The 24,265-nt window shown below is 27.6% G+C and carries 21 protein-coding genes and 3 tRNA genes; 12 read left to right on the forward strand and 12 right to left on the reverse strand.

Features of this window, described 5'->3' with window-relative positions; translation table 4 throughout:
* On the forward strand, nucleotides 1-2,193 hold the full coding sequence (gene lpdA, locus MALL_RS00050; RefSeq protein ID WP_005683160.1) for a dihydrolipoyl dehydrogenase: 2,193 nt from the start codon (nucleotides 1-3) through the stop codon (nucleotides 2,191-2,193).
* A 199-nt stretch (nucleotides 2,194-2,392) separates the two neighbouring features.
* A complete protein-coding gene (locus MALL_RS00055; RefSeq protein ID WP_005683151.1) occupies nucleotides 2,393-2,845 on the forward strand; it encodes an Ohr family peroxiredoxin in 453 nt (150 codons plus the stop codon).
* A 42-nt stretch (nucleotides 2,846-2,887) separates the two neighbouring features.
* Here MALL_RS00055 and MALL_RS00060 read toward each other — a convergent pair whose 3' ends face one another.
* The 3 genes from MALL_RS00060 to MALL_RS00070 all read right to left on the reverse strand — a co-directional run bounded on the left by MALL_RS00060 (nucleotide 2,888) and on the right by MALL_RS00070 (nucleotide 5,174).
* Nucleotides 2,888-3,301, reverse strand: a complete 414-nt coding sequence (locus MALL_RS00060) for a hypothetical protein (protein ID WP_005683150.1) — start codon at nucleotides 3,299-3,301, stop codon at nucleotides 2,888-2,890.
* Nucleotides 3,302-3,568: 267 nt separating this feature from the next.
* Entirely contained in the window at nucleotides 3,569-4,840 is a 1,272-nt protein-coding gene (locus MALL_RS00065) for a glucose-6-phosphate isomerase (RefSeq protein ID WP_005683136.1), read from the reverse strand.
* On the reverse strand, nucleotides 4,818-5,174 hold the full coding sequence (locus MALL_RS00070; RefSeq protein ID WP_005683137.1) for a hypothetical protein: 357 nt from the start codon (nucleotides 5,172-5,174) through the stop codon (nucleotides 4,818-4,820). The genes MALL_RS00065 and MALL_RS00070 overlap by 23 nt, the downstream gene beginning before the upstream one ends.
* A gap of 366 nt (nucleotides 5,175-5,540) precedes the next feature.
* Here MALL_RS00070 and MALL_RS00075 point away from each other — a divergent pair, with 366 nt between their 5' ends.
* The 7 genes from MALL_RS00075 to MALL_RS00105 all read left to right on the forward strand — a co-directional run bounded on the left by MALL_RS00075 (nucleotide 5,541) and on the right by MALL_RS00105 (nucleotide 14,506).
* On the forward strand, nucleotides 5,541-6,890 hold the full coding sequence (locus MALL_RS00075) for an MAG3090 family protein (protein WP_005683158.1): 1,350 nt from the start codon (nucleotides 5,541-5,543) through the stop codon (nucleotides 6,888-6,890).
* Between the two features lie 167 nt (nucleotides 6,891-7,057).
* Nucleotides 7,058-8,356, forward strand: coding sequence for a BMP family ABC transporter substrate-binding protein (locus tag MALL_RS00080; protein WP_005683107.1), 1,299 nt, complete (start codon nucleotides 7,058-7,060; stop codon nucleotides 8,354-8,356).
* 64 nt (nucleotides 8,357-8,420) lie between these two features.
* Nucleotides 8,421-10,034: an ABC transporter ATP-binding protein gene (locus tag MALL_RS00085; protein ID WP_005683133.1), complete on the forward strand. Its 1,614-nt coding sequence runs from the start codon at nucleotides 8,421-8,423 to the stop codon at nucleotides 10,032-10,034.
* Nucleotides 10,027-11,718, forward strand: a complete 1,692-nt coding sequence (locus MALL_RS00090) for an ABC transporter permease (protein WP_005683079.1) — start codon at nucleotides 10,027-10,029, stop codon at nucleotides 11,716-11,718. The genes MALL_RS00085 and MALL_RS00090 overlap by 8 nt, the downstream gene beginning before the upstream one ends.
* Nucleotides 11,718-12,680 (forward strand): ABC transporter permease, encoded by a 963-nt coding sequence (locus MALL_RS00095; RefSeq protein ID WP_005683127.1) that lies wholly within the window; start codon nucleotides 11,718-11,720, stop codon nucleotides 12,678-12,680. Before MALL_RS00090 ends, MALL_RS00095 begins: the two co-directional genes overlap by 1 nt.
* A gap of 510 nt (nucleotides 12,681-13,190) precedes the next feature.
* On the forward strand, nucleotides 13,191-13,850 hold the full coding sequence (locus tag MALL_RS00100) for a deoxynucleoside kinase (protein ID WP_005683090.1): 660 nt from the start codon (nucleotides 13,191-13,193) through the stop codon (nucleotides 13,848-13,850).
* Nucleotides 13,850-14,506 carry a deoxynucleoside kinase gene (locus MALL_RS00105; RefSeq protein ID WP_005683081.1) on the forward strand — a complete coding sequence of 219 codons (657 nt, stop codon included), beginning with the start codon at nucleotides 13,850-13,852 and terminating at the stop codon, nucleotides 14,504-14,506. The genes MALL_RS00100 and MALL_RS00105 overlap by 1 nt, the downstream gene beginning before the upstream one ends.
* A 137-nt stretch (nucleotides 14,507-14,643) precedes the next feature.
* Here the strand turns inward: MALL_RS00105 and MALL_RS00110 are convergent, their stop codons facing one another.
* Entirely contained in the window at nucleotides 14,644-15,246 is a 603-nt protein-coding gene (locus MALL_RS00110; RefSeq protein ID WP_005683063.1) for a hypothetical protein, read from the reverse strand.
* A gap of 565 nt (nucleotides 15,247-15,811) precedes the next feature.
* Here MALL_RS00110 and MALL_RS00115 point away from each other — a divergent pair.
* From MALL_RS00115 to MALL_RS00125, 3 genes are all read left to right on the forward strand, one after another.
* A tRNA-Leu gene (locus tag MALL_RS00115) sits at nucleotides 15,812-15,898 on the forward strand.
* A gap of 26 nt (nucleotides 15,899-15,924) precedes the next feature.
* Nucleotides 15,925-16,000 (forward strand) — tRNA-Lys (locus tag MALL_RS00120).
* 316 nt (nucleotides 16,001-16,316) lie between these two features.
* A complete protein-coding gene (locus MALL_RS00125) occupies nucleotides 16,317-17,966 on the forward strand; it encodes an IS1634 family transposase (RefSeq protein ID WP_005683140.1) in 1,650 nt (549 codons plus the stop codon).
* 215 nt (nucleotides 17,967-18,181) lie between these two features.
* On the opposite strand, the gene MALL_RS00130 is transcribed toward MALL_RS00125, so the two are convergent.
* From MALL_RS00130 to MALL_RS00165, 8 genes are all read right to left on the reverse strand, one after another.
* Nucleotides 18,182-18,258: transfer RNA gene (locus MALL_RS00130), tRNA-Ile, on the reverse strand.
* Nucleotides 18,259-18,305: 47 nt separating this feature from the next.
* Nucleotides 18,306-18,710, reverse strand: a complete 405-nt coding sequence (gene rpsI / locus MALL_RS00135; RefSeq protein ID WP_005683125.1) for a 30S ribosomal protein S9 — start codon at nucleotides 18,708-18,710, stop codon at nucleotides 18,306-18,308.
* Nucleotides 18,711-18,712: 2 nt separating this feature from the next.
* Nucleotides 18,713-19,147, reverse strand: coding sequence for a 50S ribosomal protein L13 (gene rplM / locus MALL_RS00140; protein WP_005683109.1), 435 nt, complete (start codon nucleotides 19,145-19,147; stop codon nucleotides 18,713-18,715).
* Nucleotides 19,148-19,244: 97 nt separating this feature from the next.
* Nucleotides 19,245-19,937, reverse strand: coding sequence for a 16S rRNA (uracil(1498)-N(3))-methyltransferase (locus MALL_RS00145; RefSeq protein ID WP_005683112.1), 693 nt, complete (start codon nucleotides 19,935-19,937; stop codon nucleotides 19,245-19,247).
* A 124-nt stretch (nucleotides 19,938-20,061) separates the two neighbouring features.
* The gene (gene ftsZ, locus MALL_RS00150) at nucleotides 20,062-21,342 is read right to left on the reverse strand and encodes a cell division protein FtsZ (RefSeq protein ID WP_005683121.1); all 1,281 of its coding nucleotides are present in this window, start codon (nucleotides 21,340-21,342) and stop codon (nucleotides 20,062-20,064) included.
* Nucleotides 21,343-21,351: 9 nt separating this feature from the next.
* Nucleotides 21,352-22,545 (reverse strand): MAG3720 family protein, encoded by a 1,194-nt coding sequence (locus MALL_RS00155; protein ID WP_005683073.1) that lies wholly within the window; start codon nucleotides 22,543-22,545, stop codon nucleotides 21,352-21,354.
* A gap of 14 nt (nucleotides 22,546-22,559) precedes the next feature.
* Nucleotides 22,560-23,468 carry a 16S rRNA (cytosine(1402)-N(4))-methyltransferase RsmH gene (rsmH, locus tag MALL_RS00160; RefSeq protein ID WP_005683122.1) on the reverse strand — a complete coding sequence of 303 codons (909 nt, stop codon included), beginning with the start codon at nucleotides 23,466-23,468 and terminating at the stop codon, nucleotides 22,560-22,562.
* Nucleotides 23,468-23,902 (reverse strand): division/cell wall cluster transcriptional repressor MraZ, encoded by a 435-nt coding sequence (locus tag MALL_RS00165; protein ID WP_005683094.1) that lies wholly within the window; start codon nucleotides 23,900-23,902, stop codon nucleotides 23,468-23,470. The genes rsmH and MALL_RS00165 overlap by 1 nt, the downstream gene beginning before the upstream one ends.
* Nucleotides 23,903-24,265: the final 363 nt, after the last annotated feature.

The following is a 24,265-nucleotide window of genomic DNA, read 5'->3' on the forward strand; positions in this document are numbered from 1 at the left end:
ATGTACAAATTTAAATTCGCAGATATTGGTGAAGGACTACACGAAGGAAATGTCGCTGAAATTTTTGTAAAAGAAGGTGACAAAGTAAAAGAAGGTGATTCATTATTTTCAGTTGAAACTGACAAAGTTACATCAGATATTCCTTGTCCTGTAACTGGAACAATTAAATCAATTTTAATGAAAGAAGGTGAAACTATTCACGTTGGACAAGAAATTTTCGTTATTGACGATGGATCTGGTCCTGATACAAGTGCTAGTGCAACTGTAAATGAAGCTCCTGCTGCATCTTCAACAAGTGCACCAGTAGCAACATCAACTTCATTTTATTCGTTTAAATTTGCTGATATTGGTGAAGGATTACATGAAGGAAATGTTGCCCAAATCTTCTTTAAAGAAGGTGATAAAGTAAACGAAGGTGATTCATTATTTTCTGTAGAAACTGATAAAGTTACTTCAGATATTCCTTCTCCTGTAACAGGGACAATTAAATCAATTTTAATGAAAGAAGGTGAAACTATTCATGTTGGTCAAGAAATTTTCTTAATCGATGATGGAAAAAGTTATGCTTCAAGTGCACCAGCAGCTAAAAACGATAGTTCTGAAGCTGCTAGTGTGGTTGGTGAAATGAAAGTTAATAATGATTTAATTGACTTTTCTGCATTTGCAGCTGCACCTGCTGTCTCGGAAGCTCCAAAAGTAGAATCACCACAAATGACTACACCACAGTCAAATACAACTAAATCTGCATATGTAGGTGAAGAAGGAAAAGTATATACAGGATCTATTAAAGAAGAATATGATGTTATAGTTATAGGATCTGGTCCTGGTGGATATTTAGCTGCTGAAGAAGCCGGAAAAAGTGGTTTAAAAACCATGATTATTGAAAGATGAAAATGAGGTGGTGTTTGTTTAAATACAGGATGTATTCCTACAAAAGCACTTTTAAAATCAACCGAAGCTATTCATGAATTAAAACATAGTAAAGTTTATGGAGTTGTTGCTAATTTTGATGATTTAAAAATTGATTATGAAAAAACATGAACAAACATACATGAACGTAAAGACAATGTCGTTAATAAAGTTGCTAATGGTGTAAAAATGTTAATGAAATCTTCAAAAGTAAAAACTATTGAAGGTGAAGCACACTTTGTTGGAGCTAGAGAAATAGAAGTAAATGGTGATGTTTATAGAACTAAAAACGTAATTATTGCTACTGGTTCTAGAGCAAAAAGACTAGATATGATTGAAGGTTTTGCTGAAGGTTATGAATCAGGTCAAGTTATTACAAGTAAAAAAGCAATTAATCACAGCGTTAATCTTCCTAAAACAATAGTAATTATTGGTGGAGGAGTTATTGGTGTTGAATTTGCTCAAATTTTTGCACTAAGTGGAACTAAAGTTACATTATTGCAAAACTCAGATAGAATTTTACCAATGGCTGATCCAGATGTTTCAAAAGAAGCATCAAAAGGTTTAGAAGCTATGGGTGTTAAAATTCTTTACAATGTTCAAACTAATAAACTTGTTAAAAAAGAATTACATTATACACATGATGGAAAAGAACACAAAGTTAAACCTGAATTAATTTTAACTGCTACAGGTAGAGGACCGGTTTCTGCTGGACTAGCTGAAGTAGGTGTTAAACTAGGAAAAATAGGTGAAGTTCTTGTTGATAAACACCAAAGAACAAATGTTAGAGGTGTTTATGCAATAGGTGATGTAACTGGGCAAAACATGTTAGCCCACGTTGCTTATGCACATGCTTTAGCAGCAATCTTTACAATTTTAGGCGATAAAGAAAAATCTAAATATGACCCTAAAGGTGTTCCAGGATGTATATACATTTCACCTGAAATTTCATTTATTGGTAAAACAGAATCTGAAGCAAAAGCAGAAGGTCGTGATGTATTTAGTTCAAAATACTTATTTGATTACTTAGGAAAATCAGTTGCTACAACAAATACACAAGGATTTATTAAACTAGTTGTTGATAAAGAATATGGTGAAATTTTAGGAGCAAGTATTGTAGGACCTAACTCAACAGATTATATTTCACAAATTGGTATGGCTATGGATCAAGAAATTTCAGTTCATGAAATTGCTCACACAATCCATCCACACCCAACATATAATGAAATTATTTGAGAAGCTGCAAGAAGCGCAAGTTTAAAACTTACATTAGATAAAAAATAATTTATTTGACTATACACAAGTGTGTATAGTTTTTTTATCCTCTCACTTTACCGGTTTAATATATGAAATTTATTTCCACAAATTGCACTTTTTTTGTGGTAAATATGGAAATAATAACTTTTTTCTACTTTTTTATTCAATTTTTAAAATATTTATATTAATATTTACTTATTAAATAAAAAAACAAAGAGGTAAAAAAATGTCACAATTAAGACAAGTATATGAAACCGTTTGCCACGCTTGCGACGGTCGTGAAGGAAAAGTATGATCAGATGATGGTCACTTAAAACAAGAAATTGATTTAATTAAAGCTGTTGGTGGAAAAGGTGAAAAATCTAACCCTGAACAATTATTTGCTGCTGGATATGCTGCATGTTTCTCATCAATTGCTTTATATACAACAAAAAGATTCAAACTAAATGTTCCTGAATTACCAGTAGGTGTAAAAGTAAAATTATTTAACCAAGAAGATAACGTATTTGCATTTAGCTTAAAAGTTGAAATTAGTGCAACAATTCCAGGTGTTAGCGATGAAGATGCTGTTAGAGTTATGAAAGAAGCACACAGAAATTGTGCATACAGCAACATTGTTAAACCAGGTGTAGTTGAAAAATTAACAGTTAACGGAATCGATATCCCAGTACACGAATAAAAAATAAAAAGCCATTTGGCTTTTTTTGTTTTCTTTTTAGCTTTATGATAGAGGTTTAAAGTTAGGAATAATTTTCTTTTTGGCTTCTAGAGAAGATTTTAATAATTTTGGAGAAATAATATTTTTTAATTTTTCGTTAGGCACTCAGAGTAACTTATTAAAAATTTCTTTAAGTTCTAACTGTGAATGATTTTTAAAATGTTCATAAATTAAAAATAAATCGTTATCTCACAAATTAAAATCTTTTTTATTGAATCCTTGTTTACCATTGTCAAAAAATACATCCATATGTTGTTCATAAAAATGAATACTTCCAACATTAATATCAAATTTTGCGGATAAATGTTGCTTTTGGTATTTTCACATACTTCTTTCTTTAGATGGAAGTGAAGATACATACATAGCCGCAATTATGCAATATAATTTATTCATTTTTTCGTTAATAGTCTTTTTCATACGAATATTATATACAAATGATTTTTCATGCGAAATCAATTTCGCTTTAGCAAAAAATTAAATAAAAATTCACAAAAATATTAATTGTTTAAAATAATTAGAAAAAAATTAACAAAAAAATACTATTTACATAGAAAAAAATAAAATTTTATGCTACAATAAAAATACAGCACACGCTGTATAAAAAGATGTAATACCCTTGAGGATTTCTTTTTATTATAAAATGTAAAATAAATCGCAGAAAAAAGAGCCTTGGCTCTTTTTTCTTTACTTGTGATTAATAAAAGCGTTTGAATTTATTAACATTGCATAATAAATATTTGCATAGTAAATAAGTGCTATTAAACCGCCAAATGTTTCTTCATTAAAGGCATCAATGGTTACTTCTAAGATTTTTATATTTGCACTAAATGAGGATAAATAATTTCTAAAAACTAAATACGAATCTTTTTTAAATTTATTTAGTGAATTAATTTCTAAGTGTGTAAATCCATCATTATGATCAACTTCACTACTTGGCTGATAATCGATTTTTTCTTCATTGATTGTAAAGTACAAAATAGATTTATTCTTGTTTCCATCAACTAACATTTGCCCTTGTGTATAGATGTTTTCGTTTCCATAAAAACCTATAGAAGCTATATCTTTGGAAATATTAAGAATGTTTTGATTAAACAAGTGTAAGTCTAATAAATGTTTCATATTTTTAGAATCAGAAGCAATTATATTTAAATGTGTTCGATCTAGGCCTAAATTATATAAATCATGAAATAAATGTGAAGCAAAACGAAGGGCTAAATTATTTTCTAGGTCTATACTATAGGCATTTAAACTAATATCTTTATATCCTTTTACAAGTTTCAGTATATCAATACCACATAAAGCAATTGGAAATAAACAAGACTCTGTAAAAAAAGTATTATTATCTGCTATGTTATCTGAGGTTACAAAAATATTTGAGCTATTTATATTAATATTTTTAAACAATTCTACTGTTGAATATTTTCCAATTATAAAAACATTTTTCTTTAAAAAACGAGCACCTAAATTCGATTGTACATCACTAAGTGACCTTTTTATTATTTTTTCAAAAGAAGGATTTTTCTTTAAATCTCCTAAAATAATAATTCCAAAATCTCTACGCGTTTTTGTATTTAAATAATCAATTTTTTCTTGTAGTGATGAATAAGACTCATGAAATTCTAAAAATGTAATTTTTAAAGCATGCTTTTTGTAAAAATAAGACTCACCTAAAACAAAATTTAATGCAGCCATTATATTATTTATTTGAAAAGATGGTGCAAAAATAAATAATTCTTTAAGCGATTCAACACAATTGCTTTTTAAATTATTACACATTTTTATAATTCTTTTTATTCCTGTAATTGAATAATTAAAGGCAATATCGTTAAATTCTAAATATTCAAAATCAGTTAAATTTTTACTTAGAAGCATTTTATTTGTTTCAATTAAATCATTTTGCACATCACTATTTTCGTTTTGATGTGAAGTAAAATTAATTGTTTTTAACTTTATCATCTTTATATTCCTTTATAGTTTGTTCAACACTTAATTTTAATTGTTTAAATCCACCAGCTGTTTCTTCAAGATCGTATTCAAAAGGACTACGGCTAAATTGAGGATGATTTAATTTAAATGAAGCTATTCCTTGTTTTTTGCTTTCTTGTTTTAAAACAATAAAATTAATTTTTTCACCAATTTTAAATTCAGAGAGTAAACTATTAACTTTTCAATCTGTAATATTATTTTTAGTAATGATAAAATTGCAACCGTCTTTAGTTGTTGCAATAATTTCTTTTTCATTTAATGTTGTTATAGTTCCATAAGCAACAGAATTTGGTTTATAAATCATAATTAAATTATAGTTAAAAAAGTTCTTTGTTGTTACTTTTTAACCAAATTAATATAATTTAAATAACTACTTATACATTTTTTGCATTAAAATAGGTGAATAAGGAAATGTTTAAGTATTAAAAATTTTTTATTTTATTCTTTTTAAAAACTACTATATTAATATAGTTAAATCATTAATAATAAATTGTAATTATAAATGGTCTAAAATTACACAAAAGAAATAAAAACTTGAAAAAATATTTATTTTAAAACCAAGTATTTCCTTTTATGCCTATGATAAAGCACTAAAAGGTTAAACAATTTATAATTAGATAGTAATATAATAATTATGTTAAGCACAAAAGTGTATTACGAAGGAGATATTATGAGAAGATTACAATGTACATACTCACCTGAAAAAAACAAAAAATATCCATGACAACTAAAACACCCTAAAGTTAAAAAAGCACTTGCTCACTTTAAAACTAGACCAGAAGCCATGGATTGATTCTTGCATCAAGAAATCGAATGTATTACTTGATTCCAAAATGAAGAAGGAATTTGAGGTGGTCAAGTAATTTCAGAAAAAGATGAAAAAGGAGTAATGGAACACGAAGTTGTTGTTGAAAACTTTGATGGATCAATTGGTTATGTTGAAACATTTTTAGAATTTCGTATAAACCCAAGAAACTGAACAAGAGACGAAGAAAAAGCAAAACCAAGATTTGAAGCAGTTAATGCAGATTATAAAAGAGTATTTGAAGATCCAAACACAGTTAATTACTTCCCACCTGAAGATAACTTTGAAAGACCAAAAAGAAGATCTAAAAAAGATGTTGAATTAGATCAAGCTAAAAAAGATATTGAATTATTAATTTTACAACTTAAAGAAAAATCTCAAGGTAGTGATCAATCAGACAAAATTAAAGCTCTAGAAGAACAAATTAAAGAATTAGAAGAAGCTGAAAAAATTAAAGTTGTACCAACAGAATTTATCGCTGTTCTTACACACGTTTCTGATGTTGAATTAAGAAATAAAATTATCGTTTTAGATATATATGTTTCTAAATTAGAATACATCACAAAACACCTAACTACAAATGAATGTTGTAAATCAGATGCTATGTTAATTAAAAGCAATTTTGATGGAGTGTTCAACTACTATTCATCACTTGCTAACACAGTAAAAGATAAAAAAGAAGAATCAGAACAAATTAAAGTTCTATTAGAAAACTTTAAAGTTCAAACAAACAAGTTTTCAAAAGCTGTTAAACCAAATCCAACACTTGAAGATACAGAAGCTAATGCAGTATACTACAATGATGAATTTAGTGAAAAAACTGAAAGAGTTGCACATGCTACATCATTTATTTTATTAGATGACAAACAAATAGTATTTGTACCTTTAGCAAAATACGAATACGAAGTTGTGCACTACAATCCAGGTAACATGCCTAAATATGGTTTAGTAAACGGAACACACTTAACAAAAGAAGTTGAAGCAGAACCTGTTAAAGAAAAAATCTTTAAAGTAGTTCAAGTTGCAGCACCAGCTCCACAAACACCAGTTGTTGTAAATCAAACAAAAGTTGTTGAAAGATATGTATACAAAGAAGAAAAACCTGCTAAAAGATCAGATATGATTCAATACATAATTCTATGAACACTACTAGTTATATTTATAATAATCTTAATTCTATTAATATTAGAATTAACAGGAGTTAGAATATTCTAATAATAAAAAGGCCAAATTTTGGCTTTTTTTATGCCTTTTTTAAGACTTTTAAAATTTTCAAAAATGTGGTAAATTATGGAATTACAATTCTATTTTTTACCCTTTTATATATAATATAAATAGTCATTTATATATTTAAAAAATGACATCAAAAACAAGAGGATATTATGATAAAAACTAAAAAAATATTACTTACATTAGGAACAGTTAGTGCATTAGGGCTTGTTTCTGCAGTTGCAATTTCATGTTCAAGTGGACTAGAAGGTGCAGCAAGTAAATTAGCTGACAAAGAAATTGGTACAGTTAAATTATTAAACGACGGTAAAAAAGAAGATGCTACTGTAAAAAATTCAGTAGTTATGATTACTGATGCTGGACACGTTAATGATAAATCATTTAACCAGTCAACATATGAGGGTGGATGATTAGCAGCAAATCAATTTAATATGTTGCCAAAATTCCATAATTTAAGACCTACAGGTCACGACAAAATTTCAGAACAATACGTTGAAGCATTATCAAACAACGTTAAAGTATGATTAACAAGTGGATTCTTACATGGTGAACCTGTTCAAAAATTCTGAGAGCAAAACAAGGCTGCTTTAGAAAAAAATGAAACAATTATTGTAGGAACTGACTTTGTTCCCGCTGTTACAGCTGGACATGGAATTGGAATTACATTTAAAGTTGAACAATCAGCATTTATCGTAGGATATGCTGCTGCAGATTACTTAGCAACAACATACCCAAGCGATGCTGCAAAACGTAGTGTTTATGCTTTTGGTGGTGGTGCATTTGATGGTGTTACAGGATTTATTCGTGGATTCTATGAAGGAATTAAAGCATTCAACAAAGCAAACAAAGGTAAAGAAACAGAAATTAAACTTTCTTCAACAGGAAAAGTTGACTTATCTTCAGGATTTGATCCTGCTGACCAAAAAATGACTGCTGCAGTAAATGCTGCTGTTGCTTCAGGAGCTACAATTATTTTACCAGTAGCCGGACCAGCAACAGGAGTATTGTTAAACAGCTTAAAAGGTGATGCTCAAAAAGATAAATTAGTTATTGGAGTTGACGTTGATCAATCATTATCATACACAAATGATTCAGCAAAATTCTTCAGTTCAATTACAAAACGTATTGCACAAGCTAACTATGATGTTTTAGCAGAATTATACCAAGGGCCAGCTAAATATGACTTATTAAAAGGTTTTGAATTAGGTAAGAAAAGCCATGTTGTTTTAGGAACATTTAAAGACAACTTAGTTGGATATGCTCCTTCTGCACTAGCAGGTGCTGAAAAAGGTAAAGCTGATGCTTCACTTGAAAAAGGTAAAGCTGCTTTAGAAAAATTAACAGATTTAGCTAAAGATTTAGATGATGCAGGTTATACAGCTGCAACAGCTGATGGTGCAAAATTAGTTGATTATTTAAGTAAATTAGCAACAGACGCAAAAGCAAAATAATAATTTTATAAATAATGAGATAAATTATGTCCATAAGCATAATTTATCTTTTATATGGAGGGGAATGCAAACAAAAATCGAAAATGCAGTTGAATTTGTCAATATGACTAAAGATTTCCCAGGTATTAGAGCCAATGATGATGTAAGTTTTAAAGTAAAAAAAGGTTCTATTCACGCTATTATAGGTGAGAATGGAGCTGGAAAAAGTACTTTAATGTCCATTTTATTTGGTCTTTATGAACCTACAAAAGGGTATATTAAAATAAATGATGAAGCTGTATTTATTAAAAATCCTAATGATGCAAATCGTTTAGGAATTGGAATGGTACACCAACATTTTAAATTAGTAGATATTTACACAAATTTAGAAAATATTATTATTGGTAGTGAATACAATAAATCAATGGTAATGGATCAAAAATTATCGAGAAAAAAAATAGAAGCTATTCAACATACTTATAATTTAAATTTTGATTTAAATCAAATAACTTCTGAATCTACAGTTTCAACTCAACAAAAAGTAGAAATTTTAAAAATGCTTTATAGAGACAGCGATATTTTAGTATTTGATGAACCAACTGCGGTTTTAACCGATGCTGAAATTCAAGGGCTTTTACAAACGTTTAAAAGATTTAAAGAATTAGGAAAAACAATTTTATTTATTTCACATAAATTAAATGAAATTAAAGAAGTAGCGGATACAGCAACAGTTATTCGTCACGGAAAAGTTATTGGAAATTATGATGTCAAAAAGACATCAATTCCCGAATTAGCTAAAGCAATGGTTGGAAAAACGGTTGTTTTACCAAAAAATACTTCAAAAGCAAACTTTGGTCATACCGTTATGAAATTTCAAAACGTCTATGCTAAAGCAACTAAACAAGTTACAGATTTAAATTTTGAAATAAAATCAGGACAAATTTTGGCAGTAGCTGGAGTTGAAGGTAATGGACAAGAATTAATTGAGTTTCTATGTTCAGGACTTTTAAAACCTAATAAAGGTAAAATACTATTTTACAAACAAAAACAATTAGCTAAAAATGATAAAGATCTTAAAAAGGGATTCTTCACACAAGAAGATATTAATCAAAATCCTTTGCAGGAAATTGATTTAACACATGCTTCAGTACAAAAGAAAAGCGAACAAGGAATTTCGTATATTCCTGGAGATAGACATAAATACGGTTTAGTTTTAGATTATACAATTAGCGAAAATGCAATTTTAAGACGTTTAAAAGATCCATTATTTAACAAATATAGCATTATTAACTTAAAAAATAGAAATGACTTTTCTAACGAAATAATCGAAAAATTTGACGTTCGTGGTTCTAGAGAGGGACGTTCAAAAGCTAGATCTCTTTCTGGTGGTAATCAACAAAAAGCTATTGTTGGTCGTGAAATGCTAACACCACACGATTTAATTATTGTTGTACAACCTACACGTGGTCTTGACGTTGGTGCTATTAATCAAATTCACCAAGATATTATTAAGGAAAAAGAAAATGGTAAAGCAATTTTACTAATTTCATATGAACTAGATGAAGTTTTAGCACTAGCTGATACAATAATGGTTCTTTCTGGCGGAAAAATTCAAGGTATGGCTAACAAAGAAAATGTAACAAGAGAACAAATAGGACTATGAATGGCCGATATAAAGCAAGGAGATAAACATGAATAAAATTAAAAATTTTAATGATAAATTATCTTCTTTCTTACTAAAAGGAGTTCATAACTTCAAAAGTGAAGAAAAAGGTTATGCAAGAAGAAGAATGTATAACTCACTATGAGCAGTTTTCTTTGGATTATTAATTTCTTCTATCTTTATTATCTTTTTAAAGAAAAATCCATTTGATATTTTTTCATTAATGTTAACAAAATCAATTTTTACAAACTTTTCATTAATCAGAAATCTATTTGCAATTAACTTAATTGTCTTAATTATAGCAACTTTAGGAATTTCCATAGGTTTTAAAGCAGGATTGTTTAACATTGGTATACCAGGTCAGATGATGGCTGGTGGAATGTTATCAATGGTTATAATCTTAACCTTCCAAAAAAACGGAATAACAATCAATGGTGGAATTTTTATTTTATGTTTAGTTCTATCATTAATCTTTACATTTGCTATAGGAGCATTTGTAGGATTCTTAAAAAGTTTTTTAAATGTGCATGAGGTTGTTGCAACAATTTTATTAAACTGAATCATTTTATATACATCATCATTTTTATTTAGTAATGGACCTGCTGGTTTTGGTAGAACTGATAATATAGGAAGTATTGCTATGGAAAATGCTAGTGCCTTTTCATATGGTAATGTTTGACCAATATTTTTAGTAGTTGCAATCGTTTTAGCATGTGCTGTATGATTTGTCTTATCAAAAACAACAATCGGTTATAGAATAAAAATGAATGGATTAAACAAACATGTAAGTAAATATGCAGGAAGCAATGAAAAAGTTTTAACCATTACTTTAATGGGAACTTCTTCAATGTTTGCTGGTTTAGCTGGTGTAATTTACTATGTTATTTTTAAACAACAATTTCCAATTGAAACACAACCTTTATTAATTGGATTTAATACTATTCCTATTTCTTTATTAGCTTATAATTCACCAATAGGATTAATCTTTTCATCAATTCTCTTTGCAATTATGACAACAGCTAATTTACAAGGTGCAGGAATTACAAATGAATCAACACAAGTTATTGGTGGATTAATAGTTTATCTAGCTGCTTTAAGTAATATCTTCTTTAACTTTAAAACAGTACAATTCTCACATAAATATATTTTATTAATGATTAGTAAAGCTTATTGAGAAAGACGTTATCACTATTTAACATTCAAGAAAAAAAGACATGCTCTTTATAAAAAAGATTTACATGATCTTAAATTAGAACTAAGTCACTCAAAAGAAGAAATTCATGACTTAAAAACTAAATTAGCTAAATTAAACAATGGAGTTAGTTTAAATCTAAAAATTGAAGATGTAAAAACTCATGAAGATTCACTAAACTACTTTACAGAGATTTCAATTGCTAAAAAAGAAATTACCAACCGTTTAATTGATCTAAAATATTATCATTTACAAGAAATTAAAATGGCTTATGCAGCTGATTTAAAAATTGCAAAAGATACTTATTCTAAAGAACTAGAAGATATTTATAACTTCCGTGTTAATTTAGATAAAAAACATAAAGCTCTTTTAAAAGAACTAAAACTTAAATTATCTAAAGATGAATATATTTCGGAAAAGAAAAAAGCACAAGAAACTAGAAAACAAACAATTTTAGAAAATAATAAAGCTGCACAAGCCTTACTTGATGCTGCTAAAAAAGAAAATCAAAAGGAGCAAAGTAAATAATGGAAACCTTTTTTATAATATTAATTAGTTTCATGATTCTATACTTCTGCATTCTTTCGATTGGTGGACTTAGTGGTCTATTTTCTGAAAGAGTCGGAATTATCAACATTGGTATTGATGGAATGATGATAATTGGTGCATTAACTTATGCTATTACTGCTCGTTTAATGGTAGGACCTTATGCAGCAGCATTTGGAAATTCTCGCCCTGGATGATTCCAAATTCCTCTGTTTGCTATAAGTATGGTCGTTTCAATGGCCTTTTCATGATTACATGGTTTAGCTACAATCAAATTAAAATCAGATCATACTATTTCTGGAGTTGCTATTAACTCATTAGCAGCCGGAATTGCACTAACAATGGTCTTTGTAGTTGCAAGACAAGACAAAATTGACTTTGCTATAGATGAATTAGCAGTTAGTCAAGATAGTATTGGAAGTTTTTTAAGTTCTATTTCACTTAAAATATTTATTGTACCTATTATTGGTATAGCAGCAATTTGAGTATTAAAATACACAAAATGAGGACTAAGATTTAAAGCTATTGGAGAAAATCCACAAGCAGCTGACGTTGCTGGGGTAAATGTTAACCGTTACAAATGACAAGGAATTAGTATTTCTGGTGCATTAGCAGGATTAGCAGGTGCTTTTATGGCTCAATATCTTGGGGCTCAATTTATCGGAAACGTTCAAGGTTTAGGATTCTTAGCAATAGCTATTTTAATTATGGGTCAATGACGTGGAGGATTAGTATTTATTGCAGCTTTAGGATTTTCATTTATTTATGGATTTAGTATTGCACTACAATCAGCACAATGAGAAATATTAAAACCAATAGTGCCTTATAAAGGTTTATTCACATTAATTCCTTACTTAATGACTCTTATTGTTTTAATCTTTACATCACGTAAATCTAAAGCTCCAAAAGCAGCTGGTATTAATTACGATAAATCAGTACGTTAGCAATAAATACTCAAAAATTTAATTATCAAAATATTTGGACTCAGTCCAGATATTTTTTACTTTCCAACTTAAAGATATTGAATTTACGAATAATCCTATACCATTGCAAAAAATGGAAAAACCTTATAAAAAATTACTATGTAAAAATCAATATATTATTCTTAAGAAGGAATGTGTTGACTTTCCAACTTAAAGACATTTAATTTACATATTTACCTATAATATAGGCATATATAATTTTTATAACTAATTATTACTATTGAATTATAATAAAAATCGCTAAAATATTCCAAGTTGTTTATATTATAAATTCTAAAAGCGCTATAACATAGACATTTTAGTTTTTTATCCGCAAAAATTACTATGTAAAAAAACTTCAAATTATTAAATATATATTGCAATTTTTAATGCAATAAATACCATAATTTTTAAGCAAAAATTAAGATTAAATAACTATGTTTTTTTAATATTGGTAAAATAAATAATACACAAAATAAGGTAAGGAGAATTATGCTAATAGGAATAAGTGGAATGATTAGTAGCGGAAAAAGTGTATTAACAAAACGTTTAAACTCACACTATACTAGTTCAATGATGTTAAAAGAATTTGAAGAAAATGATGAAGTTTTTAACACTTTTTTAAAATGATTATATGAAAAACAACCTAATTTAACAATTGGATTCCAATCATATGTTGTAGAAAATCATACAAGCAAATTAAATGAATTAATGAATGAATTTAATAATCTTAATTTAGACAAAAAAACAAATCATATCTTTTTAGATCGCTTCAGTATTGAACATTACATATTTGCTCATGTTAATTTACAAGTTAAAGGACAAAAATACTTAAATGGTTATGATGCTTTATTTAGCAAATTAATCACTAAAAACGAAACACCAGATTTAGCTATATATTTAGATATGAGTTTTGAAACATTTCAAAAACGTCTTTTTTCACGAGGAAGAAATGTTGAGGTTGATAACTTTAAACAAAATTATGATTATTTTTTAAACTTATATACTGTCTACAAAGATCTTTTTATAAAACAAGCAAGTAAATATAAGTTAAATTACGTAATAATTGATACTGATAATCTTACAGAAGCAGAAGTTTTTAATAAAGCAAAAACTATAATCGATCAATTCCAAGCAAAGGTTAATAATTAATGATTATTTCAATTAGTGGAATGATAGGTTCTGGGAAAAGTACACTTAGTTCAAAATTACATAATCATTTTCAAAATTCAATTATTGTTGAAGAATTCCAAAAGGATGATTTAATTTTTAACACTTTTTTAGATTGATGTTATCAACAAAAACCTAACATCGATATTAGTTTTCAAGCATATATTGTAGAAGCGCTAAGTCAAAACTTTTATGATCACCTAAAAATTTATAAAAACTTAGACAAAAACAGTAATAGATATATGTTCTTAGATCGTTTTACGTTGGAACATTATGTCTTTGCAAAAGTAACACTTCTTAAAAAAGAACCTAAATACTTTGAAGCCTTTGAAGCTTTATTTGAAAATATATTAGATGTAAAGACCAATCCTGATTTTGCAATTTATTTAGACGTAGACTTTTTAACTGCAAAGCAAAGAATTTTTAAAAGGCAAAGAGCAAGTGAAGTTGATAATTGAGATGCTAATGAAGCGTACTTTAAACAACTATCAGACATGTATAAGCAAGAATTTATTAAACTAGCCTTAAAATACTCTATTCCTTTTGCTATAATCGATGCTAATTCCTTAAATGAAGAGCAAATATTAGAACTGGCAATTAATAAAATTGCTTTATACAAACAAAAACAAATAAATTAATAATAAAACGTATAAAAAATATTCACTCTTGTGAATATTTTTTCAATTTTCTTATATTTTTTTAACATAAGGATACAAACTTGCTTTAATTAATTCATTATTTGTGATTAATATAAAGCTTTAAAAGAACAATTTTATTAATAACCTGTGTGTAAACCTGAAGGAACAAATCCAAAAGTTAATCTTAATGAGATTCTTTTTACTTTTCCTTTTATTAATTCAGCGACTTTTTCACGGTCAAAGTATGGTGTTACGTGTGGTACGTATTGTGATGAGAATTTAACTATTTGGAACAATAATTTTAATTTAGGTTCCGTTACAAAAGTATCTATGTGGTCTATTATGTCTCTTGTTTTTTCTAATATTCCATCTACATCTTTTATTCAGTAGAAGTATTTATCTAAAACTTTTAAGTATTCTTGAGTTTCTTCTTCAGTAAAGTTTATTCAAAGGTTAGCTCCTCATCATTCTGTACTGAATCTTGTTTTAGGTTGTACAAAACCTAATTCTTTAGCCACTTTTGTTTTTAGAGCATCAAAGTAGTAGTTTTCTTCAAATGTTAAACCTCTAGTTGCTGCTGCTTTTGTATAGTAATCTAATTCTTCTTGGTGTTTTGAAAGAGCTTTTGTAAAAGCTTCAAAGCTAACGTCTTTACGTTTTTCTTCTACCTTTCTAACATTTTTAACTGTTGTGCTTGTATCTGTATGTGGTGCCACTGCTGGTGGTAAGTATAAAAACATATTTTTCTCCTTTTTTTAGTAAATTTATGGTTATATTTTCATAACCCTATATAAATTATATTAACAATGTGTAATTTGACAATGAAAAACAACTTTTTATTAGTTTTTAGCTAAAATATAGCCAAATATTTTAAAAAGTTTAAATAAAATTGAATTTTTGCCATAAATTACCAAAAAAGAATGTAATAATTAATTTTTATAAAAATAATTTCAATAAAAGCTATTAATATCAAAAATTAATTTCAAAAAAAATTAAATTATAATAACTATTTTTAACAGTATATCTTTAAGGAGATAAAATCATTACATAACAGCTTTAAATTTAACAAAAAATAAATTTTTTTAGTACTAAAATATCTGTTAAACATTATTTATTTTTTTTAAACAAAATTGTTCTTAAAGACCTTGTTTATAAGGAATTAAAGAAAAATTTTCAAATTGTTTTTTCAATTAATATTAACTTTCAAAACACAAAAAATAATGACTAATAATTATTTAAAAAATAATTAAAAAAATATTTACAAAATTAAATTTTTTATGTATAATAGTAAAGCAAATAACAAATGCCCAGGTGGCGGAATAGGTAGACGCAAGGGACTTAAAATCCCTCGGTCGCAAGACCGTGCTGGTTCAAGTCCAGTCTTGGGCACCACCAATGTTCAAACAATGGAACATTATGCGCTCTTAGCTCAGCAGGTAGAGCAAATGGCTTTTAACCATTGGGTCAGAGGTTCGAATCCTCTAGAGCGTACCATTTCAAGAAATTGACCAAAATCACCTTCTACTTAGGGTGATTTTTTGTTATCTTATAATTATAATAACAGAAGATAAGTTTTTACCATAAAAAGCAAATATTAAATATTATTGAAAGTAAGATTAAAAATTACTAAACTATTTAAATAAAAGTTCTAATGTGATAATTTAATAATAAAAAACAACGTTTGAGCGTTGTTTTCCTGTGTTTCCAAGTTATTAAAGAAATTACAATTGGTGTATATCTATAGATATACATTTTTTTATTTTTTTAAAAAATATACATTGTTTACTATTGAATATGGTATAATAAAGGTATGCATGATAAATGAATAATAATAAAAGCTAAAAGAAAAGATAAAGTATACGTAAGCGCTTGTATATCAAAAGGATTTGGTAAAGGTGTTTTTCGAACTATAGGATTAGGCAGTTTAGAAGAATTAACTAAATTGAACAAAGAAGCTATTGCAACATTGAAAAATAAATGTCTAGAACTAAGCACAGAAACTCCTAATGAAGTTGTAAAACAAGATCTACTAAATTCACTCTCTTCATCTGTATTTGAGCATGAAATAGTTAATTATGGAATTTCTAGTTTATACAAAATGATTAATAAATTAAATTTATTTAGAGATTTGCCAAAAACAAAACACAAAAATATAGAAGAAATAATTGAATATATTATTGCAAAGAGAATAATCGATCCATCGTCTATTATTCAATCATTCAAGGATAAAGATAAATTTCAAAATGACATTAAAAATAAAAAAACAACATTTTATAATTGTTTAGATTTTGTAGAAAATCATAAAGATATAATTTTTAAATCTGTTAATAATGTAATAGCAAGTGAAACAAATCGAAAAGTTAATATTGTTTTTTATGATGTTACAACAGTTTATTTTGAAACATTTGTAAGAAACGGATTTAGAAATCCTGGTTATTCAAAAGACGGAAAATTTAAAGAAGATCAGTTAGTAGTTGGTATGGTTACAGATTTAAATGGAATTCCTATTCACTATAAATTATTCGAAGGCAATAAACCTGAGATGAAAACATTTGTTCCGTTTATTGTGGAAATGAAACAAAAATATAACTTAAATAATGTAACAATAGTTGCTGATAGAGGAATGAATATTAACCCAAATTTAAGATTTTTAGAAAGCAATAATATTGATTATATTATTTCATATCGTTTAATGTCTGCAAGTAAAGAAATAAAGGAAAGTGCTTTATCTATAGGTGAATATGAAAAAAATAATTCTTTTTTATCTAAAGAAGTTTTGTATGAATCTAATTGAAAAAAAGGACGCTTGAATGGAAAAATTAGAAAAAAAGTTTATACATATTCCAGCAAAAGAGCACTCAAAGATGAAAATGATAGAGAAAATTTAATAAATAATTTTGTTAAAAAGCAAGATAAACATGGAATAGTAAACATAGATAAAATGTTAGGTTCTAAAAAATGTAAGTATTTTCAAAGTGTTGGTGATTCGAAATTTATGTTAAATCAAAATAAAATATTGAATGATGAAAAATTCGATGGTTATTACGTTTATGAAACATCTAGAATAGATATGACTCCAATTCAGATTGTTGAAACATATGCCAAACAATGACAAATAGAAGAAAATTTTAGAACTTTAAAATCAGCTATACAAATTAGACCGGTTCATGTTTGAACTAATGAACATATAAAAGGTTATTTTACATTATGCATATTATCATTAATAGTTTTTAAATACTCTCTTTATATAGTTAATGATTTTTTAAATAAAAATGGAGTTATCGACAGAATAACTAACGATAGATTCAAAAATGCTTTAGCAAATGCTAATTATACTGTTGATAAAGTTAACGGAAAAATAGTTGATACTAAAAAGATTACAAACTCAAACAATCCTTTATTAAATGATGATTATTCAATAATTAATATGTCATTTAACAAATATTTCAATAGTAAATAAATATCAAAAAATACACATTCGCCTATTTTATAGGGGAATATGTATTTTTTTATTCTCTAACTTGGAAACTCAGGTAAGTTTTTACCATAAAAAGCAAATATTAAATATTATTGAAAGTAAGATTAAAAATTACTAAACTATTTAAATAAAAGTTCTAATGTGATAATTTAATAATAAAAAACAACGTTTGAGCGTTGTTTTGGACATAAATGATATGGTGCGAACAAATGGACTTGAACCATCGACCTCACGATTATCAGTCGTGTGCTCTAACCAGCTGAGCTATGCTCGCATAAGCAATACCTATAATGTAAAATAGATATTGAATTATTGATAAAATTAACGTTTTGAGAATTGTCTTGCACGACGTGCAGCTTTTAAACCTGGTTTCTTACGCTCTTTAGCACGTGCGTCTCTTGTTAACATTCCTTCAGGTTTTAATTTAAGTCTGTACTCTTCATTAGCTTCAAGTAATGCTCTTGCAATACCTAATCTAATTGCACCAGCTTGACCGCTTAATCCTCCACCTGCTACTTTAACAGATACGTCGAATTGTCCAACTGTTTCTGTTAAACCAAATGGTTGATTTGCGTCTTTTAAGTAAATATCAGATGTTAAATATTCTCTAGCATCACGACCATTGATAACAAATGTACCTTTACCTGGTCTTAAAATAACTCTAGCTACTGATGATTTTCTTCTACCTAATCCACGGTATTCAACAGTTGTTTTTTTTGTTGCCATAATTATTTAACCTCTAATCTTTCTGGTTGTTGTGCTTCATGTTTGTGGTTTGTTCCAGCATACACAAATAAGTTACGACGTTGTTTGTCTCCTAATTTTGTATGAGGAATCATTCCATAAATTGCTTTTTCTACTAAAGCTGTAGGTTTTTTTTCTCTTAATTTAGCAGCTGTAATGCTTTTTAATCCACCTGGATAACCTGAGTGTGAGTAATAAACTTTGTCTTCTTCTTTGTTTGCTGTTAAAACGATTTTTTCAGCGTTGATAATGATAACATTATCTCCCATGTCTGCATTTGGTGTAAATGTAGTCTTGTGTTTTCCTCTTAAAACGTTTGCAACAAAAGCAGCTAGACGTCCTAAAACTTGACCTTCTGCATCGACAATATATCATTTTTTAGTAGCTGTTATATTAGTAACTATTGTAGTTTGTCTCATTGCATTCTCCTTTTGTTAATTTTTTATTAAATTTATGCCAATGTATAAATTGCTTATTTATTATAACATGAAATTAAAAATACAAAATTTATTTTTATTAATTATTTTCATCAAGCTGACTTAGCAAATATATGCTTGCGGTTTCAGCTCTTAAAATTCTCTTTCCTAAATAAATACACTTGTAATTATTTTCCAGAGCATAATCAATTTCACTTTGATCATAGCCTCCTTCTGGTCCTACAAAGAAAATAACATCGCTTTTAATTTTGTCTAATTTTGAAGTTTTTTGTAGATCGATTTCATGTGCAATATATTTATTATTTATATATTTATATTTATATATAGCTTTTTTGTAGTCCATAATCGGGTCTAAAGTGATTAATTTATTACGAAATGATTGTTCAGTAGCAGATTTTATAATGGTATTGAAACGATCATATTTCTTAGCAAATTTATCATGCTTATAAATTGAACCATCAGTATGTTTTGAAATAATTGGCACTATTTTTGTAGCACCTAACTCTATAGCTTTTTGAATTAGCCACTCATAACGTTCGATTTTTATAATACTAGCAGCTAAAATAACTTCATATCCTAGTTCATTATTTATATCTAAAGGTTCAATAATTTTAGCTAAATTATTTTCTAAGCGACATAAATAAAACTTTTCTAAGTAATTAATAATAAAAGGTTTTTGTTCAATTCTTATTACAGCTAAATGTTTTAATGTTTCTTTATCAAGCTCAAAATAATTTTCATTTATTTGACTAGTAGCAAAAAATCTATTCATATTTATATTGTACAAAATAAACAAAAAACGGCTAGAAACTAACCGTTAAATAATAATTAATCTAAATTAAGAATTAATTCTCTATTTTATAATAAAGTCTTCGAAACATCAACTGGAAATATTATTAAACGTCGAATCAAAGTCCTGATTTTTCTTTATTATCATTTGCTTTTTGTTCATTATTTTCATTTGCTTGCGTCTCTTCAAAGTTAACATAATTGTTAATCTCTGATGTTGTAGCTTGTTTGTCATAAGTTCTTGCACGTCTTTCAACTTCTTGATTATCTTCAAAAACGTCAAAGCCTCTAAAAGTTTCAACTACATCGATTTTTTCTACTTCTTTATTTAAAGTGGCAGCAAAATCAGGTTGTACTTTGTTTGAATTATCTTGTTCAGTAACTTTTCCATCAACTCCAGCAGCAACAATTGATACTTTAAAATATTCAGAAACATCAGGAATTGTTTCATGTCCAAAAATGATATCAACATCTTCATCGTCCTCGTCTACTCCTAAGTGTTGTCTTATAGTATCCATGGCTTTTGACATGTCTCTTCCTGTTGCTTTAGCGTCATGTTGAATGTTAACTAAAAATCTCTTAGCACCTTGAAAATTGTATGTGTAAAGATTGTTTGCAAACGCTTTATTAATTGCTTTTTCAGCGCGATCTTTACCAGAAGCTGTTCCTAGAGCCACAACTGCAAGTCCTGAGTCATCTAGGATTTTTCTAACGTCAGCATAATCAATGTTAATTTTACCAGTACGATAAAGAATATCGTGAATTGCAATAATAGTTGTTTTAAGACTATTGTTTGAAGCTTTATAAGCATCTTCAATTGGAAATTCTCCGAAAAGTTCGTCTAATTTCTGATTTGATATAACTATATAAGCATCAACTGATTTTTTTAGAACTTCTATTTCTCTTAGAGCAATATTTAATTTTTTCTTTCCTTCATATTTAGCTGGTGTAGTAATTACGGCTATTGTTAGTGCGCCTACATTTTTTGCTATTTGAGCAATAACTGGAGTAGCACCAGTACCGGTTCCTCCACCAAATCCTGCTGTTAAAATAACAACGTCTGAACCTTTTAAATTATCTTCTATTTCTCTTGATGATTCATTAGCTCTTTTTTTCCCTACATCTGGATCAGATCCAGCACCTAATCCACGACTATCTTTGCTTCCTAATGCTATTTTTTTTGAACAACTATTTTTTGTTAGAGCTTGTGCATCAGTATTAGCGACGATAAATTCAATATTAGGATATTTGTCTTTAAGCATCAATTCAACTGCGTTGTTTCCAGCTCCACCGACTCCTATAACTTTTAAAGAAATTCTAGCAGCGTTTTGGTGTGCTGAATTATCGTTTGTTCCATTGCTAAATGGATTTTGATTTGTTTCTTGCATAATGCTCCTTTATAAATTATTAGTTTTATTAATAACAAAGAAATCTTTAAGTCTTTGCATTGGGGTTTTTTTGGGATTAATTGAGTAATGAGAGGTTAATGTATCAATTTTACTCATGCTTTCTATACTATAATTATTTGCTAAATTTAATGCACCAGTTGTACTTAAATCACTACACTCAAACAACATTAGATTTTGATGAGCTTCAAGAGTTTGAATTCTTTTATGTTTAAGTTCAGATAAATTAAAGTTATTACTTAAGTATCTTGCTAGAACACCACTAAAAGCAATTACATTAAATTCTATCTTGTTTTTTATCTGTTTTAGATCAACGAATTCATAGATAAATTTTTCTAAATCTTTTAAAAAATAGTTTAATTCTTCTTTAATGATTTGTAAATTTTTTATATCAAAATTTTGGCTGTATGTAGGATTTTGTTCTAATGTTTTAATACGATTTAAAACATCATTTGCCTTTAGATTAGTAGCTTTAGATAAACGATTTAAAATTTTTCTTGAACCAACTAAGGTTTTAGAATATTTAAGTGCTGATCCTTTGTTGCATATAGCAACAGCTAGATAGTCTTGATTTAAATCGATTACTAAATTGTATGAATCATAGGCTTTTAAGTGCGATGTTAGTGTTAATGTTTTAATATTAAAACTAACTTGACCAAATTTATAGTTATTAAAAAGTTTTTTTAAATTGTCTAAATCGCTTGCCTGATCTGCGTGTAAAACAGAATATAGGACTTCTAGAGACTTAGCAGGTTTGTTTAAAGGGAATTGATCATATTCTTTATGATCATCTTCAATTGTTGTTACTTTATATAAGTAAGGATTGTAATTTAAAACATTTGAAAAGTTTAAATTAAATGAATTTTCTAGTTTTGTAGTAAGTTCATTTTTAACATTGATTTTTGCTATATTGTTAGGCATAGCTAATTTAACATTTGTTGTTTTTATTGATAAACCTTGCAATTGATCATCATCAAAAACAACAGTTGTTTTAATTTGTTCAGGAGAAGCATGACTTAGCACAAATTTTTCAATGGTTTGCAAATTTTTATTTAGTTCATCGACACTATTAACTTTGATTGAATCTTGCTCATTCAATAGAAAGTAATTAGCATTTTTGTACTTAATAAAAGATCATTTAAAATTTTGCTTAGAAATTCTAAAAATTAAGAAAAATCTATTCATCACACCTCCTTATTTTAATCAAGTATTTTTGTTAAGATTCTAAGTTTTGCACTTCTAGAACGCTTATTTTCTTGTATTTCATTGCTTGAGGGTTTGACTTGTTTACTCAAAAAGGTTTTTTTATCAGCGATTGGCATTTTTGCTGGTATTTTTGAAGCTGTTAAGCTGGCAAATTTATGCTTAACAAGCCGATCTTCAATTGAATGAAAAGTAATGATACTCAATGAAGCATTGGTTTTTAACAAACTAACTGCATCATCAAGCATTGTTTTTAAAGAATATAATTCGTTATTGACTTCGATTCTTAGAGCCTGAAACACTGCTTTAGCAGGATTTTTTGCTCTTAATAATGCTGCAGGATAGGCAGATTTGATAACTTCTACTAATTGCATTGTTGAAACAATTGGTCGATTTTTTTCTATAGCTTTCGCAACTTGACTAGCATGCTTAACATCAGCGTATTTAAGAAAAATATCTCTTAAATGTTCAACTGAATAAGTATTAACTACTATTTCTGCATCTAGTTCTTGACTAGTATCCATTCGCATATCTAATTTAGCGTCTTTGTTATAGCTAAATCCTCTATTGGCATTGTCAATTTGTGGAGATGATATTCCTAAATCAGCAATAATTCCATCAACCTTATAAATATTATGGTTTGCAAGTTGTGATTTTAATTGACTATAATCACTTTTTATCAAAATAAACTTATCACTTATTGAACTTAAACGTCTTTGGCTTATTTCCAAAGCATAATCGTCTTTATCAAATGCGATTAGCATCCCATTTTTATTTAATTTTTCTAGAATTTTTGCTGAGTGTCCACCCATGCCAAGTGTTAAATCTACATATATACCATCTGGTTGAAGATTTAAACTCTTGATTGTTTCTTCTAATAGAACTGAATAATGAAGTTTTTCCATTATTTTGATTCTTTTCTAGATAAACTTTGGGCAATACTTGCAATATCATCAGCACTGTATTGACTTTGATCATCATCAAATTTTTCTTTCGATCATAATTCAATAACAGATCCAACTGGAACAAATACAACTTCTTTTTGGATAGTAAGAGCTTCGAGAATGTTTTTAGGTAAAATAAAACGTCCTTGAGAATCTAAAGTAATTAAAACAGCTTTACCTATAATATGTCTTCTTAAAACTCTCGCGTTTTTGTCAAACATATCAAGGTTTTCAACGAAACTTGAATACTTAGCAAATTCATCATTGCTTCGTATTTCTGCGTTGCCATCAAAACCTAAAGTTAAATAGAAACTTGAGCCTAAAGCATCTCTAAGAGAACTTGGCAAAATAATTCTATTTTTGTCATCAAGTTTACGTTCAACTAATCCTAGCATCCACTTTCCTCCACTATCCTCCATTATTCTACATATAAAAGTATTAGAAGCGCATAAAAAAGTTAAAATATTTTTAGTAAAAATAGCAACGAGTTAAAGTTAATAACATTACTGAAGTTAAATATTTTTTAAAAATGCATTTTTTAATGAAAAAAACAACCAAAAAGTTGCTTTTTTAAAAAAAATAAAAGTTATTAACAAAATTAAAATGTGAAAATATTATTTTTGCATATTGCATATTAAAAATATTTATTTTTTCTGAGTTGACTTGAACTTATCTAAAAAAATCAAAATAACTTATAAAGTAATATAATATAAATGAATTTTATGCATATATATAATATATATATTAATAGTAGGAGA

It is taken from the genome of Mycoplasmopsis alligatoris A21JP2, from assembly GCF_000178375.1.
Lineage (GTDB): Bacteria > Bacillota_I > Bacilli_A > Mycoplasmatales > Metamycoplasmataceae > Mycoplasmopsis > Mycoplasmopsis alligatoris.